The sequence below is a fragment of the Pseudomonas sp. 22490 genome (assembly GCF_052044465.1).
Lineage (GTDB): Bacteria > Pseudomonadota > Gammaproteobacteria > Pseudomonadales > Pseudomonadaceae > Pseudomonas > Pseudomonas aeruginosa.
Genome location: NZ_JBQENS010000009.1, coordinates 62,417 through 81,413, shown reverse-complemented (window position 1 = coordinate 81,413; position 18,997 = coordinate 62,417). Strand labels below are relative to the sequence as shown.

The following is an 18,997-nucleotide window of genomic DNA, read 5'->3' as shown; positions in this document are numbered from 1 at the left end:
GCGCCCCTGATGTCGCCGCCGCAACGCCTGCGCGCCGGTCTCCTGCGCGGCTGCCTGCGCCTGTTGTTCCGCGGGCTGGTCCGTCCGCCCATGCCAGTGGCGCTGCAACGCGGCGTGTTGCGCGGGCTGAGCCTGGCGACGCTGGGCGCCGGCGGCGTCGTCCGCGAGCGCCGCAGCCTCGCCGGCGTGCCCTGCGAGTGGTTGCGGCCGCGCGGGGTGGAGGCGCGGCGCCGGGTGCTCTACCTGCACGGCGGCGCCTACCTGATCGGCTCGCCGGCGACCCACCGGGCGATCACCACGCACCTGGCCCGGCGCTGCGCCGCCGAGGTCTGCGCGGTGGACTACCGGCGCGCCCCGGAACATCCGTTCCCCGCCGCCCGCGACGACGCCCTGGCGGTCTACCTGGCATTGCTGGAGGCCGGCCATTCGCCGCGCCGGCTGCTGCTCGCCGGTGACTCCGCGGGCGGCCACCTGGCGCTGTCCCTGGCCCTGGAGCTGAAGGCGCGCGGCTTGCCGTTGCCGGCCGGGTTGCTGCTGTTCTCGCCCTGGACCGACCTCGGCTGCCAGCGCCTGCACACGCCGGCGGCCGGCGACCCGCTGCTGTCGCGGGCCTGGCTGGAAAGCGCGGTGCGCCTGCTGCTGCCGGCCGACGCGGAGCCAGGCTCGGCCGCCTTGTCGCCGCTGCATGCCGACCTGGCGGGGCTGCCGCCGCTGCTGGTACAGGTCGGCGAGGACGAACTGCTGCGCGACGACAGCCTGCGCCTGGCGCAACGGGCCGGTGAGCAGGGCGTCGCGGTGCGATTGCAGCGCTACGCCGGTTGCTGGCACGTGTTCCAGGCTCATGCCGGCGTGTTGGCCAGCGCCGACCGGGCGTTGGACGAGGCGGCCGCGTTCGTCGTCGAATGCAGCGCGGAGGGCGACAGGTGCAGAACATCCTGATCACTGGTGCCGCTTCCGGAATCGGCGCCGCCAGCGCGCGTCTGTTCCACCGCCGGGGCTGGCGGGTCGGTTTGCTGGACATCGATGCCGAGGCGTTGCGCTGCTTGGCCGCGCAACTGCCGGGCGCCTGGCAGCGTGCCGTGGACGTCAACGAGCCCGACGCGGTCGGCGAGGCGCTTGCGCAGTTCTGTGCCGATGGCCGCCTGCGCCTGCTGTTCAACTGCGCCGGCATCCTGCGTTTCGGCCGCTTCGAAGAGGTCGCCCTGGAGGACCACGCGCGGTTGCTGGCGATCAACCTGCAAGGCGTCCTCAACTGCTGTCACGCGGCCTTTCCGTTCCTGCGCGCGACGCCGCAGGCGCAGGTACTCAACATGGGCTCGGCATCGGGGCTTTATGGCGTACCGGAGATGGCCGTCTACTCGGCTTCGAAGTTCGCCGTGCGCGGGCTCACCGAGGCGCTGGAGCTGGAATGGCGCCGCCACGGTATTCGTGTGGCCGACCTGATGCCGCCGTTCGTCCGCACGCCGATGGTCGCCGGGCAGACCTACCGACCGCCGGTGTTGCGTCGCCTGGGGCTGAGACTGGACGCCGAGGATATCGCCGAGGCGGCCTGGCGGCAGGCGCACAGCCGGCGAGTACACCGGCCGGTGGGCGGGTTGTTCACGGCGCTGTACTGGGCTGGGCAGTTGTCTCCGCCGTGGGTGAACCGAGCGGTGATGGCGTGGTTGTCGCGGGACGAATAGGCACTTGCGTTTATCCGCCGCTTATCCGGGGTATTGGCGGATACCGCCTGTGGCTGTATTCGCCCTACAGGCCTGCGGAAACGCCGGCTGCCGCTCCAGCTCCGTAGGGCGGATAACCGCTCGCGGTTATCCGCCGCTTATCCGCGACATCGGCGGATAACGCCCGTGGCGTTATTCGCCCTACGGATCAGGACTTCGAAATGAACTCCTCTCTCAGGCTCATGGCGTCTCTCGTGGTCTTTCCCCGGCAACCCCGCACACCTGTCAGCTATGTCTCCGGTCCGTACAGACGCTTGCAAAAGGGACTCGCCTGGGAAGGCGAAACGAGAAGCCGGGGCAGGCAAGGAAATCAGCTTGCCCAGCACATTCAGACTCAACAGCACGAGGGCAGAAAGTGGCCAGCCTCAGGCCGGCAACAACGGCCGACAGGCCTCGACGAAGCGCCGGCAGGCACCCGCACATTCGCGCTCCAGCGGCTCGTCGCCATCGCAACGCTCCGCGCATGCCAGGGCATAGCGCGCCGCCAGCTCGCAGGCGGCCGGCGCCCATGGGCTGCGGCGCTCCAGTAGCAGGGCGGCGAGGCGGCAGAGGTCGGCGCAGTCGCCGGCGTGCTGGCGTTGTTCCCTGCTGGACTCGGTGCAGAGCGCCAGGTAGCGCTCGCACGCGCGGATGCAGGCCTGGGCTGCGAGCCGGCAGCGCTCTTCCGGCGCCTGGGCGGCGGCACCGCCGAGCAGGGCGTCGGCGTCGGTTTCCAGCAGGGAACCGGGGTCTTCGTTTCCGGGATCGTTGATGGCGCGGGTCATGGCGGCACCTCCTGGCGATTGCGCCCATGCGGGCCCTGTCCCTTGGGCCGGTCGCCCGCGCCGACAGTTCAGTCGATTTCGCCGTCGGCACCGCCGCTCGATTGCCTTGAACCCTCGCCTGCGGCGCCAGTCCTCATTGGTACGACCCCAGACACGACCAGGAGGCGAGAATGTCCAGCACGGTTGCCGATCAATTGCTCGAACGCTTGAGCCAGTGGGGGGTGAAGCGCGTCTTCGGCTACCCCGGCGATGGCATCAACGGGATCATGGGCGCCATGGGCCGGCGCGCCGAGGCATTCGACTATATCCGCGTGCGCCACGAGGAGATGGCGGCCTTCATGGCCGGCGCCCACGCCAAGTTCACCGGAGAGGTCGGGGTGTGCCTGGCCACCTCGGGGCCGGGCGCGATCCACCTGCTGAACGGGCTCTACGACGCGCGCATGGATCATCAGCCGGTGCTGGCCATCGTCGGCCAGCAGGCGGCTACCGCGCTGGGCAGCGACTACCAGCAGGAAGTCGATCTGCAGAGCTTGTTCAAGGACGTTTCCGCCTATGTCGAGACCGTGGTCAGCCCGGCACAACTGCTCCATGTGCTGGACCGAGCCCTGCGCGTGGCGGTCGGCGAGCGGCAGGTGGCGACGGTGATCGTGCCCAACGACGTGCAACAGATGGCGGCCCCGAAGCGCCAGCCCCACGAGCACGGCCACGTGATGTCGGCGGTGGGCTTCGTCCAGCCGCGACCCTACGCGCGCGACGCCGACCTGGAAGCCGCCGCGGCGATCCTCAATCGCGGCCGGCGCGTGGCGATCCTCGCCGGTGCCGGCGCCCTGGGCGCGCACCGGCAACTGGAAGCGGTCGCCGAGCGCCTGGCCGCCGGAGTGGCCAAGGCGCTCCTGGGCAAGGCGGCGGTTTCCGACGACCTGCCGTACGTGACCGGCTCCATCGGCCTGCTCGGCACCCGCGCCAGCAGCATGCTGATGGAGCATTGCGACACCCTGCTGATCGTCGGCAGCACTTTCCCCTACAGCGAGTTCCTACCCAAGGCCGGCCAGGCGCGGGCGGTGCAGATCGACCTGTATCCGCGCAACATCGGTATCCGCTATCCGATCGATCAGGCCTTGCTCGGCGATGCAGGGGAAACCCTGGAGCGCCTGCTGCCGCTGCTCGAGCAGAAAAAGCACGGCGCCTGGCGCCGCCGGGTCGAGCGGGCGGTGACGGCCAGTCGCGAGGAAGCCCGGCGCCAGGCCGAAGAGCCCGCCGACCCGATCAACCCGCAGCGGGTATTCCGTTCCTTGTCGGAGCAACTGCCGGACGATGCGATTCTCTGCGGCGACAGCGGCTCGCATACCAACTGGTACGCCCGCGACATCCGCATGCGCCCGGGCATGCTCGGCTCGCTGTCGGGCAAGCTGGCGACCATGGGCAGCGGCGTGCCCTACGCCATCGCCGCCAAGCTCGCCTATCCGCAGCGGCCGGTGGTGGCGATGGTCGGCGACGGCGCCATGCAGATGAACGGCAACGCCGAACTGGTCACCGTGCAGCAGTACTGGCAGCGCTGGGACTCGCCGACCTTCATCGTGCTGGTGCTGAACAACGGCGATCTCAACCAGGTGACCTGGGAGCAGCGTGCCCTGGCCGGCGACCCGGAGTTCAGCCCGGCGCAGGAAGTGATCGATTTCCCCTACGCGCGTTATGCGGACATGCTCGGCTTCAAGGGCATCCGCGTGGATCGCCCGGAGGACATCGACGCCGCCTGGGCCGAGGCCTTCGCCGCCGACCGCCCGGTGCTGCTGGAGGTGGTCACCGACCCGAACGTGCCGCCGCTGCCGCCGCACATCAGTTTCGAGCAGGCCAAGCACCTGCTTGGCGCCATGCTGCAGGACGATCCCAAGCGCTGGGGGGTGATTCGCCAGAGCGCCCGGCAGGTCCTCGCGCGGCACTGAGCAAGGCGGTCGCGGCGCTCAGTCGGCGCGGCCGCTACGCAACTGGTCGGCCAGTTCGCGGTGGTGGTAGAAGCGCGCCAGCCATTCGTCGGCGAAGCGGCGCAGGTCGGGATCGGCGGAGTCCCGGGCGATACCCTCGAAGCGTGCGACCAGACGGTCCTGCTGGCGAATCTGCGCGTCGAGGAAACCGCGCTCGTCGAAGCCGCCGGGAGCCGCGGCCTGCCGTTCGGTCTGGCGCGGCGAGGGCAGCGCCAAGGCCTTTTCCCCGGCCAGGGCGCGCAACTGATGGTCGAACTCCTGCTGTTCGGTGAGTACGCGCTTGGCATAGAGCTGCACCGCCTTGTTTTCGGAACGGCGCATGGCTTGCTCGGCTGCCTCCACCTGGGCCTGGCTGTCGGCCAGGCTGTCGGCGAGCAGGGCGCGGGTATCAGCGGGTTCGGCCTGGACGGCCAGGGGCAACAGCAGGGCGGCGATCAGTGACAGGCGACTGGGCATGGCGAACCTCCGGACGGGACGAGTGTGCGGTGGACGCTCGCCATACGGCGCCGTTCAAAAAAACCGCCTATGCGTCCCAGGCCGCCAGCACGCGTCGATGCTCGCGGTGCGCCGCCTCCTGCACCGTCGGCAGCAGCCGCACCCGCTGGCCTGGCAGGCATTGCGCCAGGCGCGCCAGCGCCAGCGGGGCGAGGGCGCCGAGACGGGGGTAGCCGCCGATGGTCTGGCGGTCGTTGAGCAGGACGATCGGCTGACCGTCCGGCGGCACCTGCACCGCGCCGAGGGCGATGCCTTCGGAAATCATCGACTGCTGCCGGCATTCCAGGCGCGGGCCGAGCAGACGTACGCCCATGCGGTCGGCGCGGGTATCCACCTGCCAGTCGCCGTTGAACGCATCGAACAGGCTCATGGCCGGGAAGTCGCCGATCTGCGCGCCGAGGATCAGCTCCAGGCGCGCTTCGCCGGTGCAGTCCATGATCCGTTCGCTGGGCAGGGGCAGCGCGCGCGGTCGCGCGCCATCGGCCAGCCAGCCGAGGCTGTCGCCTGCGGCCAGGGCCTTGCCGTCGGCGCGGGGGCCGCCCAGGCCTTCGCGGGCCACCGTGGCCAGGCTGCCCAACTGGCGCTCGCCGGCGAAGCCGCCGGGCGCCGCCAGGTAGGCGCGGGCGCCCTGGCGCGGGTGGGCGAAGGCCAGGCGCTGGCCGCCGCGCACGGCGAACGCGCCCCAGGCCGGTAGCGGCTGGCCATCGAGGGTCGCGCCGAGATCGCCGCCGGCCAGGGCCAACCAGCCGTCGGCACGGCATTCGGCGACGAAACCGCCGAGGGCGATCTCGATCACCGCGGCGTCCAGGGGATTGCCCAGCAGCCAGTTGGCCCAGCCCATGGACAGCCAGTCGAGGGCGCCGCCCTGGGTCACGCCGAGATGGCGGCAACCGAAGCGGCCGCGATCCTGCAACTGGACCAGCGGGGTGCTCTGGCACACCCGCAGGCCGCCGTGGATGGAGTCGTTCATGCCTGGACCTCCAGGGGCGTGTCGTCGCCGCCGAGGCGGACGAATTCGGCGTGTCCGATGGGTTCGAAACGCACCCGGTCGCCGGCGCGCAGCAGGCTGTAGCCGTCCAGGGTGAGGTCGAACAGGCGCACCGGGCAGCGCCCGAGCAGGTTCCAGCCGCCTGGCGAGGCCTGCGGATAGACCGCCGTCTGGCGCTCGGCGATGCCGACGCTGCCGGCGGCGATGCGTTGCCGGGGAGTCGCCAGACGGGGTGCCGCCAGGGCTTCCTCGACCAGCCCCATGAAGGCGAAGCCGGGGCTGAAACCGAGGGCGAAGACCCGATACTCGCGCTGGCTGTGGCGGCGGATCAGCTCGGCGACGCCGAGCTGCTTGCGCCGCGCCAGGGGTTCCAGGTCGGGGCCGACCCGCGGGTCGTACCAGGTCGGCAGGATGTGCAGACGGCCGCCGTCCTGGCGTTTCGGGCGCAAGTCGGACAGCGCCGCGGCGATCCGCGCGCGGGCCTCGCCAGGGTCGAGCTGGAGCAGGTCGTATTGCAGGAGCAGGGTGGTGTAGGACGGCACCAGGTCGAGCAGGGCGGCGCCGAACGCCGCCCGCAGGTTTTCCTCCGCCGCCAGCAGCCAGGGCATGTTGGCTTCGTCGATGCGCTCGAACAGGCGCAGGACGAAGCTGTCGATGGCGGCCACCTCGATGCGCGGTTGCGGTTGGCTCATGCCGCCTCCAGGGCGTCGCGGATGCGCCGCACCGCAGCCAGCGAGGCGGGGTTGTCGCCGTGTACGCAGAGGGTCTGCGCCTCCAGCGCCAGGGCGCTGCCGTCGCTGGCTCGCAGCGCCGCGCCACGGGCCAGCAGGAGGGCCTGGGCGAGCACCGTCTCGGCGTCGTGGTGTACCGCGCCGGGCTGGCTGCGCGAGACCAGGTAGCCGGCGCCGTCGTAGGCGCGGTCGGCGAACGCCTCGAACCACAGCTCGATGCCGTGGGCCTCGCCCAGCGCGCGCGCCGCGGTGTTGTCGCGGGTGCTCATCAGCATCAGCGGCAGGGTGCGGTCGTAGGCCGCCAGTGCGCGCAGCACGGCGGCGAGGATCGCCGGGTCGCGCATCATGTCCTGGTACAGCGCGCCATGCGGCTTGACGTAGCGTACCCGCGTGCCCTGGGCGCGGCAGAGTCCGTCGAGGGCGCCGATCTGGTAGAGCAGCAGGTCTTCCACTTCCTGCGCCGAGCAGGCCAGCGAGCGCCGGCCGAAGCCGACCAGGTCGGGGTAGCCGGGGTGCGCGCCGATGCGCACGCCATGCTCCACCGCCAGGGCCACGGTGCGGCGCATGGTGCCGGGATCGCCGGCGTGGAAGCCGCAGGCGATGTTGGCGCAATCGATCAGCGGCATCACCTCGGCGTCCAGGCCCATGCGCCAGGCACCGAAGCTCTCGCCGATATCGCAGTTCAACAACAGGTTGTTCATGCAGGTTCCTTCAGGTCATTGCTCGCCGGACCTCACCACAGCGTCAGGCTGTAGCTGAGGATCAGGCGATTTTCGTCGAGGTCGTTGGCGAAATTCGAACGCACCGTGGCGTTGCGCCATTTCACCCCGAGGTTCTTCAGCGGCCCGCTCTGCACCACGTAGCCGAGGTCGGTGTTGCGTTCCCATTCCTTGCCGTCGTTGGCCGCGCCGCGGGCGACGTTGTCGCCGGAGACGTAGCGGCTCATGAAGCTCAGGCCGGGCAGGCCGAGCGCGCCGAAATCGTAGTCGTAGCGCAGTTGCCAGGAACGCTCGTCGACGTTGCCGAAGTCGCCGATCTGGATGAAGTTGACCAGGTACGGGTCGCTGCCGGCGATGTAGGGATAGGGATCGTCGCCACTGATCCGCTGGTAGCCGGCGGCCACCGCGTGGGCGCCCAGGCGCAGGCTGAAGAGGGCGCCGAAGGCGCGGTTGTCCAGTTCGCGGAAGCCGCCGTCCTCGCTGGCCCGGGCGAAGCGCAGGTCGCTCTTGAGCGAACGCTGTCCGCCGAGGTCGAGGGTGTGTACCAGGCCGGCGAAGGTCTGCCGGTAGATGTCCCTGAGCCGACCCTGGTGCAGGCTGGCGGTCAGCGCCGGGGTCAGGCGATAGTCGCCGCCGGCGAAGTCGAAGGCATCGCTGCGCCCGCCGATGCGGTTGGCGCTGAACACCTGGTAGTCGCTGGAGCTGTTCAGCTTGTTGCGGTCCAGGTGCGCGCCGCGTAGGGTCAGGCCGTCGATCTCCTGCACGTCGAGCAGCGCGCCACGGAACAGTTCCGGCAGCAGGCGGGTGTCGTTGGCCGAGACCAGCGGGCTCTTGAAGTGCAGCGCGCCGACCTTGAGCAGGCTGTTGGAGACCCGCGCCTTGGCGGTCAGGCCGAGCTTGGCGTAGTCATCCTGGGAGCCGCCGGCGGAGCCGTCGGCCGGCAGCAGCCCGGTTCCTCCGCTGCCGCTGCCGGAGTCGAGCTTGAAGCCGAGCAGGCCGATGGCGTCGACGCCGAAGCCGACGGTGCCTTCGCTGAAGCCGGACTCCAGGCGCAGGAGGAAGCCCTGCGCCCATTCGTCGGCGTTGTCGCGCGCGCCGCTCTGGCGGAAGTCGCGATTGAAGTAGAAGTTGCGCAGTTCGAGGCTGGCGTGGCTGTCCTCGACCAGGTCGGCCTGGGCGAGCAGCGGCCAGCCCAGCCCGCTGCCGGCGAGCAGCGCGGCAGCCAGGCGGGGAGTGGGATGCATGCTGGGATTTCCTCGGTCGACGGCTCAGAGTTCCAGTTGCTTGCCGCGGGTTTCCGGCAGGCTGAGGGCGGCGAGGATCACCACGCCGTAGGAGACCGCGGCGAAGGCGCCGATCCCCAGGCCCAGCGAGAGCTTCTGGCCGAGCATGCCGATCAGCATCGGGAACAGCGCGGCGATGGCGCGCCCGGCGTTGTAGCAGAAGCCCTGGCCGGAGCCGCGGATGCGGGTTGGGAACAGTTCGGTGAGGAACGAGCCCATGCCGCTGAAGATGCCCGAGGCGAAGAAGCCGAGCGGGAAGCCGAGCCAGAGCATGGCGCCGTTGCTCACCGGCAACTGGGTGTAGAGCAGGACCACGGTGAAGGAGCCGACGGCGAACAGGACGAAGTTCTTCTTGCGCCCGATCAGGTCGGTGAGGAAGGCACTGACCACGTAGCCGACGTAGGAGCCGAGGATCACCATCGCCAGGTAGCCGCTGGTGCCGAGCACGGTCAGCCCGCGTTCGGTCTTGAGGAAGGTCGGCAGCCAGGCGGTGATGGCGTAGTAGCCGCCGAGCGCGCCGGTGGTCAGCAGCGAGGCGCGCAGGGTGATGCTGAGCATCCCGGGGGCGAAGATCTCGTAGAAGCTGACCTTGTCGGCGCCCTGGTTGCGTTGCCTGGCCTCGCGGTAGATCTCCGGTTCCTTGACCAGCCGGCGTACCACCAGGACGAACAGCGCCGGCAACAGGCCGAGCATGAATAGCGCGCGCCAGGCCTCTTCCGGTGGCAGCAGGCTGAACATCAGCGAGTAGAGGATGGCGGTGAGGCCCCAGCCGATGGCCCAGCCGGACTGCACCAGGCCGACCGCCTTGCCGCGGTCGCGGGCCTTGATCACTTCGCCGATGAGTACCGCGCCGGCGGTCCATTCGCCACCGAAGCCGAAGCCCATCAGGGTCCGTGCGACCAGCAACTGCTCGTAGTTCTGCGCGAGGCCGCAGAGGAAGGTGAAGAAGGCGAACCAGAGCACCGTCAGTTGCAGGGTCAGCACCCGGCCGATGCGGTCGGAGAGGATCCCGGCGATCCAGCCGCCGGCGGCGGAGGCGAGCAGGGTCATGGTGTGGATGAAGCCGGCTTCGCCGGTGCCGATCCCCCACAGGGCGATCAGGGTAGGGATCACGAAGCTGAGCATCTGGGTGTCCATGCCGTCCAGGCCGTAGCCGATCTTGCAGCTCCAGAAGGCCCGGCGTTCCTGCTTGTCGAGGGCGCGATACCAGCCGAAATGACCGTCCCGGGAAGCGTCCGGGCCGGCGTCGAGGGTCATGTGTTTTTCCATGGGGGCACCGATCGTCGTTATTGGTGTTATGAAGATTCGGTGGGCGCCGTCGCACCCGGTGGTCGCATTCTTCGAGGCTGGCCAGCGAGCGTCCAACTAATTTATGCGGCCGCCGGGGATAAGAAATTTCGATGGCGGAGCAGGCCGTCATGCGTCGATCATGTGCCGCCGGAAGGTGGGCGCTGGCATGGAAGCTGCTCGCTCCCGCCACCTTGTGTCCCTTGCCCGTCGGTACCCGCCACATGAACCTGAAATTCCTCGAGACCTTCGTCTGGGTCGCGCGCCTGAAGAGCTTCCGCCTCACCGCGGAGAAGCTGTTCAGCACCCAGGCTTCCATTTCCAGCCGGATCGCCGTGCTGGAGGACGAACTCGGCGTGAAACTGTTCGTCCGCGACTCGCGCGGCGTGACCCTGACCCCGGAAGGCGACAAGGTACTGGCCTACGCCGAGCGGATGATGGACACCATGCACGCGCTGAAGCAGTCGCTCGACACCGGCGCCAGCACCCAGGGACGGATTCGTATCGGCGCCATGGACACGGTCATCCACACCTGGCTGAGCCCGTTGGTGGCCAGGGTCACGGAAACCTTCCCGGCGGTGGAGATCGAGCTGATGGCGGACACCGCGCGCAACCTCTCCGAGCAGTTGCAGAAGGGCTACCTGGACCTGATCTTCCAGACCGACTCGCTGCGCCACGAGTCGGTGCTGAACCTCGAACTGGGCAGCTATCCGCTGCGCTGGATCGTTTCCACCGGCTCGATCTACCACCGCGACTACGCCTCGCTGGCGGACCTGGCGCGGGAGCGGGTGGTGACCTTCTCCAAGCACTCGCGGCCGCACCAGGACGTGCTTGGCCTGCTGCACGCCAACGGCGTCGCGGCGCCGCGCCTGAACTGCGTGAACTCGGTGGCGGCGATGACCCGCCTGCTGCGCGACGGCTTCGGCGTCGGCGCCTTGCCGCCGGCGCTGGTCAGCCAGGAGCTGGAACGCGGCGAACTGACCCTGCTGCGCCTCGGCCCGCCGCCGCCGAACCTGCCGGTGGTGGTGTCCTGGCGCGGCGGCACCGGCCTGGAACTGGTGGACGAAGTGGTGGAGCTGAGCAAGGCGGTGCTGGCCGACTACGCGGCCAACGTCGGCCCGGAGTGCATGCTCCTGGCGCCGCTGAAGAAAGGAGTGGGGCGGCTGCGTTCGCGCTGATTCGGATTTTCCGATCGCCCCTGGCGGAAAAATCTCGTTGGACGCTGACCGCCGTCCGCTTCTACAAACCTGCCAACAACGACGTCCGCCAGCGCACGGAGCCGCCATGCCCGAACCGACCTTCCACGAACTCGCGCAACTGCCGCCGCCGGTCCTGCGCCAACTGATCCGCCGCGGCGACTACACCGGCCATACCAGCGGCCTCGGCCAGCGCCACCTGCAGGCCAACCTGGTGATCCTGCAGAAATCCTGGGCCGACGAGTTCCTTCGCTTCTGTGCCCTGAATCCCCGGGCCTGCCCGCTGCTCGACGTCAGCGAACCCGGCTCGCCGCACTTCGCCAGGCTCGGCGCGGATATCGACGTGCGCAGCGACCTGCCGCGCTACAGGGTGCATCGACGCGGTCAGGAGCCCGTCGAGGTGAACGACATCGGCACCTTCTGGGAGGCGGATTTCGTCGCCTTCGCCATCGGCTGCTCGTTCTCCTTCGAACAGGCGTTGCTCGACGCCGGCATCGGCCTGCGCCACCTCGAGCTGGGGCGCAACGTGGCGATGTACCGCAGCTCCATCGCTACCCGGCCGAGCGGTCGCCTGGCCGGGCCCACGGTGGTATCGATGCGGCCGTTGAAGGCCGCCGAGACGATCCGGGCGATCCAGGTCACCAGCCGCTTCCCTATGACCCATGGCGCACCGCTGCACCTGGGCGATCCGGCGCTGATCGGCATCCGCGACCTGGCGCGGCCCGACTACGGCGACCCGGTGCCGCTCGCGGCGGACGAGATCCCGCTTTTCTGGGCCTGCGGGGTCACGCCCCAGGCGGTGCTCGCCGAGGTTCAGCCGGAGCTGTACATCAGTCACGCGCCGGGGCACATGCTGGTCAGCGACCGACTCTACGACGAGCTCTGAGGGGCGTCGTCCTTCGCCGGACCGGGGATGATCGCCAGGTGGCGCAGGGCATCCGGCTCCAGGCTGTAGCTCTTGCCGCTCGGCGCTTCGATGAGCCGCCCGAGGGCGTAGAGGGTGAAGTAGCGCACCGTTTCGGCGCAACCGAGGATGTCTTCGAGGTAGCGCCGATGCGGATAGCCCTGCAAGGTTTCCGGGGCGACGTAGAGGAATACCGGCTTGCCGTCGATGCGGTCGCGGAACTTGAAGCGGAAGCCCTGCGGCCGGCTCGGCGCACCGTAGCGCCGGACCAGGTCGGCGCCGCCGTAGAATACCTTGCCGGCGCTGCCCGGGGTGGCATAGCCGATGTGCTGGAAATAGGCGCGCAGCGCTATCCGGCCGAGGCCGCTGATGCGGATGTCCAGTTGCTTGAACTCTTCCGCCGGCAGCTCGGCGCGGGCCTGGCGGAAGGTGTCGACGAGCAGTTCGAAATCGCGGGTGCGCCGTGGCCGTTGCGTTCTCTGCCGAGGCGCGGCGGGAGCGTCGGCGCGCACTGCGGCGGAGGCCGGCGGGTGTTCCTCGGTGTCCGGGTCCGCTTGCGGCGGCGCGGCCTCCTCGGCAATGGCCGGGTCGAACTCCTCGACGTAGGCATCCAGCTTGTCGCGGATGCGCCGCTGGCCGGCATCCTCGGCGGACTCGCCCGGGCGCAGAGCGTCCTCGTCCTCCTCGACGAACCATTCGCAATCCGACAGGTGGGTGGAGTGCGGGAACTTGCTGAAGTGCGCGGCCTTGCGGGTGTCCTGCGGCAGCTTGTCGTAGTTGCTCGCCGATACCTTGATCCCCTGTGCCCGGCACCCTTCGCTGGAGCAGAGGAAATCGAAGCGTTTGCGCGGCTCGGCCTGGGAGAAGTATTCGCGGCGGGCGCTGGCGATGGAGATCACCCGATCCAGTTGCACGCAGTAGGCCAGTGCTATCCGTTTGAACGCCATGTTCCCAATCCTTCCGCCGGTTCGAGCGGGCCATTATGGCGCCTGGCGATGGGTAGGCAAGCCGACGGCCTTCCGCACCTGCCGAAGCCGGGCACATGGCCTTGCTCGAATTCAAGCGCAAGAACCGGAGTTCTTGCGCTTGAATGGCGAATTAGTCTGCGGGCATCATCCGCTCCCACAGGGGAAACGCCATGAGCCAGCAGCTCGATCCTTGCAACGCCTACCACACCGACGAACAGCGCTGGGCCGCCGTGCTGGCGCGCGACGCGGCGGCGGACGGGGCGTTCGTCTATGCGGTGAAGACCACCGGGGTCTATTGCCGCCCGAGTTCCTCGGCGCGTCGGCCCAGGCGCGAGAACGTCGAGTTCTTCGCCACTGCCGAGGCCGCCGAGGCCGCCGGCTATCGGCCCAGCCGGCGCGCCGCCGGCGACCGCAGCCTGGCGGCGGAGCAGCGCGCCGAGCGGGTGGCGCAGGCCTGCCGGATGATCGAGACGGCGGAGACGCCGCCGGCACTGGAGGCGCTGGCCGCCCGACTGGGCATGAGTCCGTTCCACTTCCATCGTCTGTTCAAGGCCGAAACCGGCCTGACGCCCAAGGCCTACGCCTCGGCCTATCGTGCCCGGCGCCTGCGCGAGCGCCTGGGCCAGGCGTCCGCCTCGGTGACCGAGGCGATCTACGACTCCGGTTTCAACTCCAACAGCCGCTTCTACGAGTCCTCGTCGCAACGCCTCGGCATGCGCCCGCGCGATTACCGCGATGGCGGCGCCGGCGCGGCGATCCGTTTCGCCATCGGCCAATGCTCGCTGGGCGCGATCCTGGTGGCGCAGAGCCAGCGCGGCATCTGCGCGATCCTCCTCGGCGAGGAGCCGGAGCCATTGCTGCGCGAGTTGCAGGACCAGTTCCCGCGCGCCCAGCTACTCGGCGGCGACGCCGACTTCGAACGGCTGGTGGCGCAGGTGGTGGGCTTCGTCGAGTCGCCTCAACTGGGACTGGACCTGCCGCTGGACGTACGCGGTACGGCGTTCCAGGAACGGGTCTGGCAGGCACTGCGGGAAATACCGCCGGGCAGCACGGCGAGCTATGCGCAGATCGCCGAACGGATCGGCGCGCCGCGAGCGGTGCGTGCGGTGGCCCAGGCCTGCGCGGCGAACCGGATCGCGGTGGCGATTCCCTGCCACCGGGTGGTACGTCGCGACGGCGACATTTCCGGCTACCGCTGGGGCGTGGAGCGCAAGCGCGAACTGCTGCGCAGGGAAGAGCGGGATTGAACCCAAGGCCAGGCGATACGCGGCCCGGAATGCAAAAAGCCCACTCGATGGTGGGCTCTATGCAATGGGGCGCTGGTCCTTCAGCTGGTTCCAGTATCCATGTCAGGGGTGAAAATTTCGTGAAATGAAACGACAACCCTGACCGTTCGTCCTTTCCTATCGTGGTTTCATTCGTTGCTGCACGCACGCGCCTGCTTCAGGTAGTGCAACACCTGGCGCTCGCCGTGGGAGTCCAGGTATACCAGGGTGGCGCGCACCACCTGGCAGGTATCGCTGGGCGCCTCGTCGACGCTCAGCACCCTGGCCACGTCCAGCGGCATGCCGTAGACGTAGTCGGCAGTCGCCGCGCCGGCGATGACCGGCGCCAGCAGCGTGACGCAGCAGAGGTAGAGCCTGGCTCGGTTCATGGACGGTTTCTCTCCATTCCCCCGCGAAGCGACGGCGCAAGGGCGCCGCCGACGCCATGGGTGGAACCCGCTTCGTCGTTCGCGACGGGTTCGCCACCTCCGTCCAGCAGTATAGGATGACGGTCTCAGTGCGGCTTGATCGCCACCTTCAGTACGTTGTCACGCTGGTTGGCGAACAGGTCGTAAGCGGCGACGATGTCGTCGAGGCGGTATTCGTGGCTGACCAAAGGCCCGAGGTTGACCCGGCCCGAAGCCACGATATTGAGCAGTCGGCGCATGCGCTCCTTGCCGCCGGGGCACAGCGCGGTATTGATCCGGTGGTCGCCGAGGCCGGCGGCGAAGGCCGACAACGGAATCGTCAGGTCTTCCGAATAGACCCCGAGGCTGGAAAGGGTGCCGCCGGGCTTGAGCACCCTCAGGGCGGTCTCGAAGGTCGATTGCGTACCGAGTGCCTCGATCGAAGCATCCACGCCGCGCCCGCCGGTGAGTTTGAGAATTTCCTCGATCACGTCGCACTCCCTGAAGTTCAGCGTGACGTCGGCGCCCATTCCACGGGCGATATCGAGGCGATGGGCGTTGCCGTCGATGGCGATGATCGTGCTGGCGCCCAGCAGCCGGGCGCCGGCGGTGGCGCACAGGCCTATGGGACCCTGGGCGAAGATCGCCACGCTATCGCCGATGCGGATGTTGGCGTTCTCCGCGCCCTTGAAGCCCGTGGACATGATGTCCGGACACATCAGCACCTGTTCGTCGCTGAGACCATCGGGTATGGGGGCAAGGTTGGCCTGAGCGTCGGGAACCAGCACATACTCGGCCTGGGTGCCGTCGATCAGGTTGCCGAAGCGCCAACCGGCGGTCGCCTTGTAGCCATGGCAGGCGCAACGGCCGGATTCCACCAGGTAGCTGCCGTCCTGCGACGGTACGCCGTCCTGGGCGGCATAGGAGTTGAAGTTGGGGCAGATGGCACCGGCGATCACGCGTTGGCCTTCGCGGTAGCCGACCACCGCGCTGCCGAGCTTTTCGATGATCCCGACCGGCTCGTGGCCCACCGTCAGGCCGGGCGCGACCGGATACTCGCCCTTGAGGATGTGCACGTCGGTGCCGCAGAGCGTGGTGGTGGTGATGCGCACCAATGCATCGTTCGGCCCCACGTCGGGAATCGGCTTGTCGACCAGCTCGATACGGCCGGGCTGGATGAATACGGCGGCTTTCATCATCTTGCTCATGGAGCATCCTCACGGGTGGAGGCCCTGGGGCGGCACGGGGCAGGAAAGAACGGACGGATGCCAGGACAGTGGCGGAATTGCCGTCCGATGTCCTTGATATGGGTCATGGCCGCGATGGACGCGGGTTCGCGAAGTACCGACCTGGCGTTTTTGCTGGGAAATGTCCTCGCCCGGTTCGCTGCGGAACTAGCCAAGCCCCTTCGCTGTGGCTTGGGTCGACGCTGAACGCGGGAGGGCGGGGGCGTTGCACCCATGTCGGGAGTTCGCCGCGGCGGGCCGACGCTGCGCTCTTGGCAAAGGCAGCGTCGGGCCTTGGCCCAAAGGCTATCGCCTCAGGCCTTGCTCGTGGCCAGATAGGAGGCCAGGCGCCGGCCCATCTCCTCGCCGAGGGCCTGGAGGCCGCTCATGGGACGGACCATCACTTCGAAGTCGACGATCCGGCCGTCGTCGTCGAAGCGGATCATGTCGATGCCTTTCAGTTCGCGTTCGCCGACCCGTGCGCTGAATTCCAGCACCACGCTGCGGCCGTCGGCGCTGGCCAACTGGCGGTGATAGGCGAAATCCTCGAAGACCGTGAGCACGGTATTCAGGATCATCGAGACCACCGGTGCGCCGGCATACGGCTTGTGCGCCATCGGCGAGCGGAACACGGCGTCGGGGTGCAGCAGGCGCGGCAACCCGGAGAGGTCGCGGCGGGCGATCAGCCCGTGCCATTCGGCGAGGGTGGCGGCGGCGTTGGCTTCGAGCGGCAGGCTGGTCATACGGTGGCTCCTCTGGCGGGTGCTGGACTGTATCCCCGGGGCGGCCTGGGGCCGGTTGCGGGGCGGAGCCTCACCATAGGTTGCGGGAAAGGCCTCGCTCAATGATCGAAAGTGACGGAAGACTGATCCTCGCGCGCAACCTATGACTCAGCCCTGTTCGATCTGCACGATCTGCTCGCGCAGCCATTGCAGGCCGGGCGTCGCTTCCTGCTGGCGATGCCAGATCAGGTTGACCTGCACCGGGGCCATCTCGAAGGGGACGTCCGCCAGTTGCAAACCATGGCTGCTGGCGAAGCGCTCGGCCAGGCGGCGTGGCACGGTGCCGAGCAGCTCGGTGCTGGCGACGATGGCCGGGATGGTCAGGTAGTGAGGCACCAGCAATTGCACCTGGCGCTGTACCCTGGCCGAGCCGAGGACGATCTCCAGCGGACTGCCGCGCCCGACCCGCGGCAGGATCGAGACGTGCTGCGCGGCCTCGTAGGCCGCGCGGTCGAGGCCGCCGCGGAAGGCCGGATGGCCCTGCCGGGCGATCACCACCAGGCGTTCCTCGCCGACCGGCCGGTAGGCCAGCTCGGGCTCGTCGAAGTACAGGTAGTCGATCGCCAGGTCGAGTTCGCCGCTGGCCAGTTGCGCCGGGATCGAGGCGCCTTCGTCGGGACGTACCTCCAGCGTCACCCGCGGGGCCAGGGTCTTCAGGCGGGTCACCAGGCCCGGCAGCAGGCGCAACTGGGCATAGTCGTTCATCGTCAGGCGAAAGGTCCGCGCAGTGTGCGGATCGAAGGTTTCCTGGGAGCCAAGGCCGGCCTGCAGCAGATGCAGGGCCTGGCGCACCGGCACGTACAGGGCGAGGGCGGCGGCGGTGGGTTCCAGGCCCTTGGCGGTGCGCCGGAACAGCGGCTGGTCGAGCTGTTCGCGCAGGCGGGCGAGGGCGTTGCTCACCGCCGGCTGGCTGCGATGCAGGCGGATCGCCGCGCGCGACAGGTTGCGTTCGCGCATCAGGGCATCGAAGACCAGAAGCAGGTTGAGGTCGAGCTGCTGCAAGTTCAGCTTCATGAATAATCCTCATTCTATTTATCCATTACCCTGATAAGACTGGCATCGCTACACTCGAATGCAAGCCCTTCCGCCCCGGCGGATCGGCCCGGTTCGCGGCCCAGCCAATAACAATCACACGCGAGATGCCGACCATGTCCTTCGATCCCCAACCCTTTCGCCAGCAGTACCGCGCGGCCATCCGGCCCGGCTACAACCCCTGGCTGCACGCCGGCTTCGTCCTCGCCTACGGCGGCGCCTGGATCGTCTTCTTCCTCTCCCGGCTCGAGCAGCCGAGCCTGCTGGAATGGCTGACGGTGCCGGCCGCGCTGGTGTTCTTCAACTGGGGCGAGTACCGCATCCACAAGTCCCTCGGCCACCACAAGCACCCGCTGGGGCGGATGTTCTACAAGCGCCATACCGGCGACCACCACAGCTTCTTCGTCGCCGGCCAGATGCGCTACGAACAGGCACGAGACTGGCGGGTGATCCTGTTCCCGGCCTGGCTGGTGGTGGTCTTCAGCCTCGGCGCGCTGCTCGCCTGGAGCCTGCTCGGCCTGCTGAACGACAACCTCGCCGCGCTGTTCGCCGCGACCCTGCTGCTGGGCTACCTCAGCTACGAGATCTTCCACGCCTGCGAACACCTGCCGCCGGAGCATCCGCTCAGCCGTCTGCCGTGGATCCGCCACATGCGCCGCCTGCACGAACTGCATCACCGTCGCGAGCTGATGCAGACGCACAACTTCAACCTGGTCTTCCCGTTGATGGACTGGTGCTACGGTACCCTCCACTGGGAAGCGGAAACCGCCGAGGAGCACGCCATGACCCGCATGCAGCACCGAATCGAGATCGCCCGCGAGCCCGAGGCGACCCTCGCCTACGCCGCCAGCCCGGGGCTCTGGCCGGAATGGCATCCCTCGTCGTTGCGGGTCGACGGCGCCGCTGGCCCGCTGCCGGCCGGCGCGCGCTTCGAGGAGGACATCCACGCCGGCGGCCGCGCCGGGCACTTGTCCTGGACGGTGGTCGAGTACCAGCCGGGACACCTGTGGCGCGCCAACGCCCGTGGCGACCGGGGGCTGCACCTGCGCCTGAGCTACGAATGCCAGCCGAGCGTGGCCGGCACCCGCTTCGTGCGCACCCTGGAATACCGCTTCGACGGCTGGTCGATGCGCCTGGCCAACCTGTTCCTGCTGCGCCGTCGCATCGAACGCGAGTCGGAGGAGTCCATGCACCGCCTGCGTCGGGTCGCCGAGGCGCGGATAGCGGCGGCGGAAAGCGTATGATCG

General features: G+C 68.9%; 19 protein-coding genes. 7 read left to right on the top strand and 12 right to left on the bottom strand.

Going from position 1 to position 18,997, the window contains the following annotated elements; genetic code table 11:
• Positions 1 to 9 precede the first annotated feature (9 nt).
• Both ACTJJX_RS12435 and ACTJJX_RS12430 read left to right on the top strand, forming a co-directional pair.
• On the top strand, positions 10 to 939 hold the full coding sequence (locus ACTJJX_RS12435; RefSeq protein ID WP_003142502.1) for an alpha/beta hydrolase: 930 nt from the start codon (positions 10 to 12) through the stop codon (positions 937 to 939).
• Entirely contained in the window at positions 924 to 1,682 is a 759-nt protein-coding gene (locus ACTJJX_RS12430; RefSeq protein WP_016851680.1) for an SDR family oxidoreductase, read from the top strand. The genes ACTJJX_RS12435 and ACTJJX_RS12430 overlap by 16 nt, the downstream gene beginning before the upstream one ends.
• Before the next feature lie 404 nt (positions 1,683 to 2,086).
• Here ACTJJX_RS12430 and ACTJJX_RS12425 read toward each other — a convergent pair whose 3' ends face one another.
• Entirely contained in the window at positions 2,087 to 2,485 is a 399-nt protein-coding gene (locus ACTJJX_RS12425; protein WP_003113280.1) for a four-helix bundle copper-binding protein, read from the bottom strand.
• A 170-nt stretch (positions 2,486 to 2,655) separates the two neighbouring features.
• On the opposite strand from ACTJJX_RS12425, the gene ACTJJX_RS12420 reads away from it, so the two are divergent.
• Positions 2,656 to 4,428 (top strand): thiamine pyrophosphate-requiring protein, encoded by a 1,773-nt coding sequence (locus ACTJJX_RS12420; RefSeq protein ID WP_003088823.1) that lies wholly within the window; start codon positions 2,656 to 2,658, stop codon positions 4,426 to 4,428.
• Positions 4,429 to 4,446: 18 nt separating this feature from the next.
• Here ACTJJX_RS12420 and ACTJJX_RS12415 read toward each other — a convergent pair whose 3' ends face one another.
• The 6 genes from ACTJJX_RS12415 to ACTJJX_RS12390 form a co-directional block, all read right to left on the bottom strand.
• The gene (locus ACTJJX_RS12415) at positions 4,447 to 4,923 is read right to left on the bottom strand and encodes a DUF4142 domain-containing protein (RefSeq protein ID WP_003106158.1); all 477 of its coding nucleotides are present in this window, start codon (positions 4,921 to 4,923) and stop codon (positions 4,447 to 4,449) included.
• Between the two features lie 67 nt (positions 4,924 to 4,990).
• Entirely contained in the window at positions 4,991 to 5,932 is a 942-nt protein-coding gene (locus ACTJJX_RS12410) for a biotin-dependent carboxyltransferase family protein (protein WP_003142496.1), read from the bottom strand.
• On the bottom strand, positions 5,929 to 6,642 hold the full coding sequence (locus ACTJJX_RS12405) for a 5-oxoprolinase subunit B family protein (protein WP_003102104.1): 714 nt from the start codon (positions 6,640 to 6,642) through the stop codon (positions 5,929 to 5,931). Before ACTJJX_RS12405 ends, ACTJJX_RS12410 begins: the two co-directional genes overlap by 4 nt.
• Entirely contained in the window at positions 6,639 to 7,382 is a 744-nt protein-coding gene (locus ACTJJX_RS12400; protein WP_003113623.1) for a 5-oxoprolinase subunit PxpA, read from the bottom strand. The genes ACTJJX_RS12405 and ACTJJX_RS12400 overlap by 4 nt, the downstream gene beginning before the upstream one ends.
• 32 nt (positions 7,383 to 7,414) lie before the next feature.
• The gene (locus ACTJJX_RS12395; protein WP_009876361.1) at positions 7,415 to 8,644 is read right to left on the bottom strand and encodes an OprD family porin; all 1,230 of its coding nucleotides are present in this window, start codon (positions 8,642 to 8,644) and stop codon (positions 7,415 to 7,417) included.
• A 24-nt stretch (positions 8,645 to 8,668) separates the two neighbouring features.
• Positions 8,669 to 9,940, bottom strand: coding sequence for an MFS transporter (locus tag ACTJJX_RS12390; RefSeq protein WP_003102111.1), 1,272 nt, complete (start codon positions 9,938 to 9,940; stop codon positions 8,669 to 8,671).
• Between the two features lie 254 nt (positions 9,941 to 10,194).
• Between ACTJJX_RS12390 and ACTJJX_RS12385 the strand changes: the two genes are divergently transcribed.
• Together ACTJJX_RS12385 and ACTJJX_RS12380 are read left to right on the top strand one after the other, a co-directional pair.
• Positions 10,195 to 11,148 carry a LysR family transcriptional regulator gene (locus ACTJJX_RS12385; protein ID WP_003102114.1) on the top strand — a complete coding sequence of 318 codons (954 nt, stop codon included), beginning with the start codon at positions 10,195 to 10,197 and terminating at the stop codon, positions 11,146 to 11,148.
• Positions 11,149 to 11,254: 106 nt separating this feature from the next.
• Complete coding sequence (locus tag ACTJJX_RS12380) at positions 11,255 to 12,052, top strand: putative hydro-lyase (RefSeq protein ID WP_009876362.1); 798 nt, start codon at positions 11,255 to 11,257, stop codon at positions 12,050 to 12,052.
• Here ACTJJX_RS12380 and ACTJJX_RS12375 read toward each other — a convergent pair.
• Positions 12,037 to 13,017: a hypothetical protein gene (locus tag ACTJJX_RS12375; RefSeq protein ID WP_016851678.1), complete on the bottom strand. Its 981-nt coding sequence runs from the start codon at positions 13,015 to 13,017 to the stop codon at positions 12,037 to 12,039. The genes ACTJJX_RS12380 and ACTJJX_RS12375 overlap by 16 nt on opposite strands.
• Positions 13,018 to 13,208: 191 nt before the next feature.
• On the opposite strand from ACTJJX_RS12375, the gene ada reads away from it, so the two are divergent.
• The gene (gene ada / locus ACTJJX_RS12370; RefSeq protein ID WP_003122790.1) at positions 13,209 to 14,285 is read left to right on the top strand and encodes a bifunctional DNA-binding transcriptional regulator/O6-methylguanine-DNA methyltransferase Ada; all 1,077 of its coding nucleotides are present in this window, start codon (positions 13,209 to 13,211) and stop codon (positions 14,283 to 14,285) included.
• Between the two features lie 167 nt (positions 14,286 to 14,452).
• Here ada and ACTJJX_RS12365 read toward each other — a convergent pair whose 3' ends face one another.
• The 4 genes from ACTJJX_RS12365 to bsrA all read right to left on the bottom strand — a co-directional run bounded on the left by ACTJJX_RS12365 (position 14,453) and on the right by bsrA (position 17,732).
• On the bottom strand, positions 14,453 to 14,692 hold the full coding sequence (locus ACTJJX_RS12365) for a DUF2790 domain-containing protein (protein ID WP_003117330.1): 240 nt from the start codon (positions 14,690 to 14,692) through the stop codon (positions 14,453 to 14,455).
• A gap of 125 nt (positions 14,693 to 14,817) precedes the next feature.
• A complete protein-coding gene (locus tag ACTJJX_RS12360; protein ID WP_003113628.1) occupies positions 14,818 to 15,918 on the bottom strand; it encodes an NAD(P)-dependent alcohol dehydrogenase in 1,101 nt (366 codons plus the stop codon).
• Positions 15,919 to 16,250: 332 nt separating this feature from the next.
• Positions 16,251 to 16,679, bottom strand: a complete 429-nt coding sequence (locus ACTJJX_RS12355) for a nuclear transport factor 2 family protein (RefSeq protein ID WP_016851677.1) — start codon at positions 16,677 to 16,679, stop codon at positions 16,251 to 16,253.
• Positions 16,680 to 16,826: 147 nt separating this feature from the next.
• Complete coding sequence (bsrA, locus tag ACTJJX_RS12350; RefSeq protein ID WP_016561855.1) at positions 16,827 to 17,732, bottom strand: LysR family transcriptional regulator BsrA; 906 nt, start codon at positions 17,730 to 17,732, stop codon at positions 16,827 to 16,829.
• Positions 17,733 to 17,857: 125 nt separating this feature from the next.
• On the opposite strand from bsrA, the gene ACTJJX_RS12345 reads away from it, so the two are divergent.
• Positions 17,858 to 18,994, top strand: coding sequence for an SRPBCC family protein (locus ACTJJX_RS12345; RefSeq protein ID WP_016851676.1), 1,137 nt, complete (start codon positions 17,858 to 17,860; stop codon positions 18,992 to 18,994).
• Positions 18,995 to 18,997 lie beyond the last annotated feature (3 nt).

What these genes read in the sequence shown, in the direction of transcription:
- ACTJJX_RS12360 (WP_003113628.1), bottom strand. Translation starts at nt 15,918, where the DNA reads ATGAGCAAGATGATGAAAGCCGCCGTATTCATCCAGCCCGGCCGTATC.
- ACTJJX_RS12390 (WP_003102111.1), bottom strand. Translation starts at nt 9,940, where the DNA reads ATGACCCTCGACGCCGGCCCGGACGCTTCCCGGGACGGTCATTTCGGC.
- ACTJJX_RS12375 (WP_016851678.1), bottom strand. Translation starts at nt 13,017, where the DNA reads ATGGCGTTCAAACGGATAGCACTGGCCTACTGCGTGCAACTGGATCGG.
- ACTJJX_RS12405 (WP_003102104.1), bottom strand. Translation starts at nt 6,642, where the DNA reads ATGAGCCAACCGCAACCGCGCATCGAGGTGGCCGCCATCGACAGCTTC.
- ACTJJX_RS12400 (WP_003113623.1), bottom strand. Translation starts at nt 7,382, where the DNA reads ATGAACAACCTGTTGTTGAACTGCGATATCGGCGAGAGCTTCGGTGCC.
- ACTJJX_RS12410 (WP_003142496.1), bottom strand. Translation starts at nt 5,932, where the DNA reads ATGAACGACTCCATCCACGGCGGCCTGCGGGTGTGCCAGAGCACCCCG.
- ACTJJX_RS12345 (WP_016851676.1), top strand. Translation starts at nt 17,858, where the DNA reads ATGCCGACCATGTCCTTCGATCCCCAACCCTTTCGCCAGCAGTACCGC.
- ACTJJX_RS12425 (WP_003113280.1), bottom strand. Translation starts at nt 2,485, where the DNA reads ATGACCCGCGCCATCAACGATCCCGGAAACGAAGACCCCGGTTCCCTG.
- ACTJJX_RS12385 (WP_003102114.1), top strand. Translation starts at nt 10,195, where the DNA reads ATGAACCTGAAATTCCTCGAGACCTTCGTCTGGGTCGCGCGCCTGAAG.
- ACTJJX_RS12420 (WP_003088823.1), top strand. Translation starts at nt 2,656, where the DNA reads ATGTCCAGCACGGTTGCCGATCAATTGCTCGAACGCTTGAGCCAGTGG.
- ada (WP_003122790.1), top strand. Translation starts at nt 13,209, where the DNA reads ATGAGCCAGCAGCTCGATCCTTGCAACGCCTACCACACCGACGAACAG.
- ACTJJX_RS12380 (WP_009876362.1), top strand. Translation starts at nt 11,255, where the DNA reads ATGCCCGAACCGACCTTCCACGAACTCGCGCAACTGCCGCCGCCGGTC.
- bsrA (WP_016561855.1), bottom strand. Translation starts at nt 17,732, where the DNA reads ATGAAGCTGAACTTGCAGCAGCTCGACCTCAACCTGCTTCTGGTCTTC.
- ACTJJX_RS12415 (WP_003106158.1), bottom strand. Translation starts at nt 4,923, where the DNA reads ATGCCCAGTCGCCTGTCACTGATCGCCGCCCTGCTGTTGCCCCTGGCC.
- ACTJJX_RS12365 (WP_003117330.1), bottom strand. Translation starts at nt 14,692, where the DNA reads ATGAACCGAGCCAGGCTCTACCTCTGCTGCGTCACGCTGCTGGCGCCG.
- ACTJJX_RS12435 (WP_003142502.1), top strand. Translation starts at nt 10, where the DNA reads ATGTCGCCGCCGCAACGCCTGCGCGCCGGTCTCCTGCGCGGCTGCCTG.
- ACTJJX_RS12355 (WP_016851677.1), bottom strand. Translation starts at nt 16,679, where the DNA reads ATGACCAGCCTGCCGCTCGAAGCCAACGCCGCCGCCACCCTCGCCGAA.
- ACTJJX_RS12395 (WP_009876361.1), bottom strand. Translation starts at nt 8,644, where the DNA reads ATGCATCCCACTCCCCGCCTGGCTGCCGCGCTGCTCGCCGGCAGCGGG.